The organism is Acidobacteriota bacterium, assembly GCA_028875575.1.
Classification (GTDB): domain Bacteria; phylum Acidobacteriota; class Terriglobia; order Versatilivoradales; family Versatilivoraceae; genus Versatilivorator.
The window spans coordinates 79,069-85,111 of sequence record JAPPDF010000088.1; the positions used below are offsets into that span (position 1 = coordinate 79,069).

Annotated in this window: 5 protein-coding genes; 4 read left to right on the top strand and 1 reads right to left on the bottom strand. The window is 60.4% G+C overall.

Annotated elements, in window-relative coordinates; translation table 11 throughout:
- Positions 1-10 precede the first annotated feature (10 nt).
- Positions 11-478, bottom strand: coding sequence for a 6,7-dimethyl-8-ribityllumazine synthase (ribE, locus tag OXI69_14430; protein MDE2667338.1), 468 nt, complete (start codon positions 476-478; stop codon positions 11-13).
- A 767-nt stretch (positions 479-1,245) separates the two neighbouring features.
- On the opposite strand from ribE, the gene OXI69_14435 reads away from it, so the two are divergent.
- The 4 genes from OXI69_14435 to OXI69_14450 form a co-directional block, all read left to right on the top strand.
- Positions 1,246-2,169, top strand: a complete 924-nt coding sequence (locus OXI69_14435; protein MDE2667339.1) for a rhomboid family intramembrane serine protease — start codon at positions 1,246-1,248, stop codon at positions 2,167-2,169.
- A 49-nt stretch (positions 2,170-2,218) separates the two neighbouring features.
- The gene (locus OXI69_14440) at positions 2,219-3,718 is read left to right on the top strand and encodes an FAD-binding protein (protein ID MDE2667340.1); all 1,500 of its coding nucleotides are present in this window, start codon (positions 2,219-2,221) and stop codon (positions 3,716-3,718) included.
- Positions 3,719-3,797: 79 nt separating this feature from the next.
- Complete coding sequence (locus OXI69_14445) at positions 3,798-5,144, top strand: FAD-binding oxidoreductase (protein MDE2667341.1); 1,347 nt, start codon at positions 3,798-3,800, stop codon at positions 5,142-5,144.
- Positions 5,145-5,284: 140 nt separating this feature from the next.
- A partial coding sequence (locus OXI69_14450; protein ID MDE2667342.1) for a heterodisulfide reductase-related iron-sulfur binding cluster occupies positions 5,285-6,043 on the top strand: 759 nt, incomplete at its 3' end.

Consider the following 6,043-nt stretch of genomic DNA (forward strand, 5'->3'; position numbering starts at 1 on the left):
GAAAATCACTCTACTTCAGTTCCTTCAGAAGATTGGCCATTTCGACGGCCGACATGGCCGCTTCGAATCCCTTGTTGCCGGACTTGAGCCCCGCCCGGTCGATGGCTTGCTCCACGCTATCTGCCGTGACCACACCGAAGGCCACCGGCACCTCCGAATCCAGGGAAACCGTCCCAATTCCCTTGGTCACCTCGTTGCAGATATAGGTGAAGTGGGGAGTTTCTCCCTGAATCAGTGTCCCCAGGCAGATCACCCCGTGATACTTCCCGCTGGCTGCCGCCTTCTTGGCCGCCAGAGGAATTTCGAAAGATCCGGGTACCTTGATCACGTCGATATCGCCTTCAGCCGCACCGGTTCGGGTCAGCGCATCCAGAGCGCCTTCCAGCAACCGGTGGGTTACAAAATCGTTGAAACGGCTCAGCACGATGGCAAAGCTGAGCCCCTCGGCATTCAGATTTCCCTGGATCGTATTTACCACGCTGCGCCTCCTGCAACGGGGCCGCCCGGGGTGGACTGCCGGGCAACCCTCCGATCTCAAAGCTGCGAGGCCAAAAATGCCTCAGGATGATAGCAGCTTTTCACATGAAGTGCGGCCCGTATTTGTCATCGGGCCGTTGGACGGACCCTGTGATCGTCACTCGCCTGCCGGGGAAATCGACCCCCGACGGGACCGAAAGGAACGAACCTGAAACAAACGAAAAAAGAGTGATCCACGAAGTGACACGAAGGACGACGAAGGGCCACCAAGGCGTTGAGGAAGACTCAATAGGGATGCGCCAAAGGTCGGCAGGGAGGCAACTAAGGACACAAGGGACAAAAAAGATTTGTCGGCGAAGGGGCAACAAGGACAGCGGCGAACCCAATAGAGGAGCTTCCCACCGCTTCGTGATTTACAGTGATTATTAGCATCGATGCACAGGATCTTTTTCAGGAAACGGCTAACTTCCAGTGCCGGGAATCCGCACCGGATCAACGCCCGAGCTGGCTTCTCGTGCAGGAAGCTCTCGTCCTGTTAATCCTGTGCATTCTGTGCATCGATGTTCAGTCTGTAGAAAACCAGTTTAGCGGGACATGGCACCTGCTCGCGATGGAGAAAAGGATCCTTTGTTTCACTGTGGAATGATCCGCGCGGCAGGCCGGGGGTGGGACATAATTAGCCGGCAAGCAGGGGCTGGACTTGTCTCCCGCTGCCGGCTCCCATAAGATGGCCACTGGAAATCCGCCATCGCCCGAGGGATCTTGCCCATGCTTCCCCCACGCCTGCGCTGGAAGCTGCGCATCTTCGCCCAGCAACTGGAAAAGCAGCTCGATTACTGGAAAAATCTCTGGCGCGGCACCCAGGTCACCACCAGGATGTGTCCTTCCTGCCGGGCTCTGGTCGGCGCAAAGGAGTCCGTGTGCTCCCTCTGCGGGGCCAGGCTCCGCCGGCGACCCAGCGGACTGGGCAAGTTGCTGGCCAACATCCTGCCCCAGTACACACCGGTCTCTTACGGGCTTCTGACTGCCAATTTCCTCATCTTCCTGGCCATGTTCGCCACCGAGCAACAGGGCACGGTCACCGATTTCGGCCGGCTTCTGACCGGAGGAAGCCAGCAGGCCCTGGTGGCTTGGGGAGCCGACGTGGCCATCCTGGTAGCCCAGGGCGAATTGTGGCGGCTGGTTTCGGCCATGTTCATCCACATCGGCATTATCCACCTCCTGTTCAACTCCTATGCCCTGATGTTCATCGGCCCGCTGCTGGAAGAGCTACTGGGCAAGGAACGGTTCCTGGCGTTCTACCTGGTCACCGGGGTCATCGGCTTTGCCCTCAGCAACTGGTATTACCATCCCTTGCTGGTGACCGCCGGAGCCTCGGGAGCCGTATTCGGCATGATCGCCATGGCAGTGGTCCTCTCCCGGCGCTGGGGATCCTGGGGTAGTATATTGCAACAACAACTGGTCCATTGGATCATCTATGCCTTCGTCTTCGGCATCGTCATCGGAGCCAACAACGCCGCCCACTTTGGGGGAGCATTGGCAGGCGCCGCCCTGGCCTTCTCGCTGCCCAACCCCAATCGGCGGCGAGAAACATCTTTCCAGGACCTGTTGTGGCGGGTGCTCTACTGGGCCAGCCTGGCGGTTATCGCTCTGTCTCTCCTCCTTGCCGCCCTGAATCGGCTTGAACTGTAACCGATACCGGCGGGGTGTCAGCCACCAAGCTGGGCTATAATGCGACATCATGGCCGTTGAAACCTCCGAACCAGGCTTCCCCCGGACCGAGATTCGGAAGGAATTGGTGGACTTGCTGGACAGCGACAGGGTCCTCCACACCCCGGAAGAACTGCTGGTCTATGAATGCGACGGGTTGACCCTCCATTCCCGCATGCCCGATTTCGTGGTCTTCCCGAGCTCCACCCGTGAAGTGCTTGAAATTGTCAGGCTCGCCCGCCGACACGGGACTCCCTTTCTGGCCAGGGGCGCCGGCACCAGCTTGAGCGGAGGAACCATCGCCGCGGAGGGCGGCATCGTGCTGGAGCTTTCCAGGATGAATGAGATCCTGCAGATCGACCTGGAGAATCGACTGGCCCGGGTTCAGCCGGGAGTCGTCAACCAGCACGTCACCCGGGCGGTAGAAGCCGACGAGTTCTACTATGCACCGGATCCTTCGAGTCAGGTGGCATCTACCATCGGAGGCAACGTAGCCGAAAACGCCGGCGGACCGCATACGCTCAAGTACGGCGTCACCACCAATCATGTGCTGGCGCTGGAAGCGGTGTTGCCGGACGGCGAAGTCTACCGCCTGGGAACCGCCGCAGGCGACCCGGTCGGATTCGACCTGGTGGGAACCTTCGTCGGTTCCGAGGGAACCCTGGGAATCGCGACCGAAGCGACTGTTCGACTGTTGCACGCGGCGCCGGCGGTGAAGACGCTCCTGGCTGTCTACGACTCGGTTTCGGAAGCAACCCAGACGGTTTCCGGCATCATCGCGCGGGGCATCGTACCCGCCGCCTTGGAAATGATCGACAGGAACACCATTCAGGCAATCGAAGCCGGCGTCTACGCGAGCGGCATTCCCCAGGACGCCGCGGCGGTGCTGCTCATCGAAGTGGACGGACTGGAGGCCGGTATCGACCAGCAACTGGAGGAAATCCTGGACGTCATTCGGTCCCGCCAGGTCCGGGAGGTACGGGTCGCAGCTTCGGCCGACGAGCGCAAGAAACTGTGGGCGGCACGAAAGAACGCCTTCGGCGCCTATGGGCGCATCAGTCCGAACTACTACACCATGGACGGTGTGATTCCGCGGAGCAAGCTTCCGGAGGTCCTTGGCCGCATCGAGAGCCTGGGCCGGGAATATGGTCTGCGGATGGCCAATGTATTTCATGCCGGAGATGGAAACCTGCATCCCATCATCCTCTACGACATCGCCCGGGAGGATGCCAGGGAAAAGGTCATGGCGCTGGCCGGCGCCATCCTGCGCTGTTGCATCGATGTTGGAGGAACGTTGAGCGGAGAGCACGGAATCGGTCTGGAAAAGAGAGAATTCATGAGGTTGTTCTTCAGCGAGGCCGATCTACAGGTGATGGGACGGCTCAAGCAAGTCTTCAATCCTGACAATCTTGCCAATCCGCAAAAGATCTTTCCCATGCGACGCGGATGCGGGGAGATGTCGTCGCTATCGGAAGACAGCCGCGATCGTCTCAGCCGGTTCGAAGAAGACCCGGAGTTCGTGCGGTTCTGACCGGGCTGCCCCTGATGGCTGGCCGCACACAGAATTGTCATACCTGGTTGGACCGAGTTCAGGATTTCGAGGTCGTTCAGTGACGAAGGATCCCCCGGCGACGGAGCCCGATTACCGGGACTCAGTCGCCCTGCCTGCTTCCCAACTGGAGGCATTCACCGTGCAGGGGAAGCGGCCCGATCGGGCCGCCGCTCCACGAACACCCGAGGAGATCAGCGAACTGCTGCGAACGGCTCAGCGCGAGCACTGGGCCGTAGTGCCGTTTGGTTCGGGGAGCCGCCAGGACCTCGGGAACCCTCCCGAGCGCTTCGATCTTGCTCTGGCAACAACCCGCCTGGACCGAATCCGGGAATACGAGCCCCAGGACCTGGTGGTGAGGGTGGAAAGCGGGTGCCGCCTGGAACGGCTGCAAGAACTGCTGGCGGCCGATCGCTTGTGCCTGCCGGTCGATCCGACCGCCTACCGGCGGACGACCCTGGGGGGGATGGTCGCCACCAACGCCAGCGGACCGTGTCGATTCGGCCATGGGACCCTGCGCGACTACCTGCTCGGAATCGGTGTCATCCAGGCGGACGGAGCCCAGACACGTTTTGGCTCAAGAGTGGTCAAAAACGTCACCGGATATGACATGTGCAAGCTCTATGCGGGCTCGTTCGGCACCCTGGGCGTCTTTTCCGATTTCTACTTCAAGCTCAAGCCGCTTCCGGCCATGGAGAAGACGGTAGTAGGTCTCTTCAAGAATCTCCCCCCGCTGCGAAGTGCCTTGAGCAAGCTGCTGCGTTCCCCGTTGATTCCCATTGCCGTTGAATTCCTCGACGGCGGCGCCTCGCGCCGGCTTGACCGGAAGCTGAATTGGAACGGAAAGATCGCGGGCTACGCCCTGTCGGTCAAGTTCGGCGATCTGGAATCAGCGGTCGACTGGCAGGTCAAGGAATTGAAAGAGATCTGGGATTCCTGCCCGGACGGGGACATACTGGTCAGTGACCCCCAGGAACAAGCCCGGCTCTGGGACTGCTTGCGGGAGGACCACTTCTGCCTGGCGGAACCGCCGCTGGAAAGCGTCAAGCTCAAGGTCAACATCCTTCCCAATCAACTGGTTCATTGGATCGAAGAGATTGAAAGGCACTTGTCCGAGTCCGAGGTCCCATTCTTCCTGAGAGCCCATGCAGGAAGCGGGGTAATCCGAATTTACTGTCATCTCGATCCTTCAACCCCTCAGGCGGTGCGGCTGGCAGGGCTGATCGATAGATGGCGGGGCTTGTTGCATTCGGTGCGAGGCAGCGTGGTGATTGAAAGGGGCCCGGCCGACCTGAAGAACCGGGTCGATGCCTGGGGCTATCGATACAAGGACCTGAAACTGATGAAGCAGATCAAGAACCGTCTCGACCCCCAGGAAATCCTGAACCCGGGAAGGTTCGTGGTTTGAACCCGGCCCGGCGGCCCGGGGGCAGTAGTCGCCGTTTGCCGTTCGGATAGCGGCCCTGGTCGCGAGACTGTCCCACACCCGAGGAACCAGTGGAATCACCGGCTCAACCAAATCAGGCAGGCAGTGCCGTCCCAGCGGACTTGACTCCTCAATGCGTCCACTGCGGGCTTTGCCTGCAAGCCTGTCCGACCTACATCGAGTTGGGCAAGGAGGCGGACTCGCCCAGAGGTCGCATCTATCTCATGCAAGCCCAGCAAAGCGGAAGGTTGCCGGTCGCCGGAAGTTTCGCCCAGCACATCTCCGCCTGCCTGGACTGCCGTGCCTGCGAGTCGGCTTGCCCTTCAGGCGTACCCTACGGCGAATTGGTGGAACAGGCCCGTGAGATCGTCGAGCAACAACTGAAACGTCCCCTCCTGGTGGAAATCCTCCGACGCTACGTCTTTGGCTGGGTTTTCCCCTCACCCCGCATCCTGCGGTTCCATTTTAATCTGCTGCGTCTTTACCAGCGCCTGGGATTGCAGGCATTGGTTCGGAGGCTGGCTGCCCTGAAGCTGATTCCGGCGCGGTTGGCTGGCCTGGAACGATTGCTTCCCGACCTTAGAAAACGCACCGACCCGGTCGAACTTGGAGCGATCTTCAGAAGCACCGGGCCCACCCGGTTCCGAGTGGGATTGCTCACCGGATGCGTAATGAACGAAATCTTTGCCGGCATCCACCGCGCTACCATTCGAGTCCTGCAACGAAACGGTTGCGAGATCGTCGTCCCGTCCTCCCAGATCTGCTGCGCCGCGCTCCACGCCCACGCCGGCATCACCGCCACCGCTCAAGAGATGGCGAAAAGGAACATTCAAACCTTCGAGCAGGCCGGCGTTTCGGCTGTCATCGTCAATGCAGCCGGC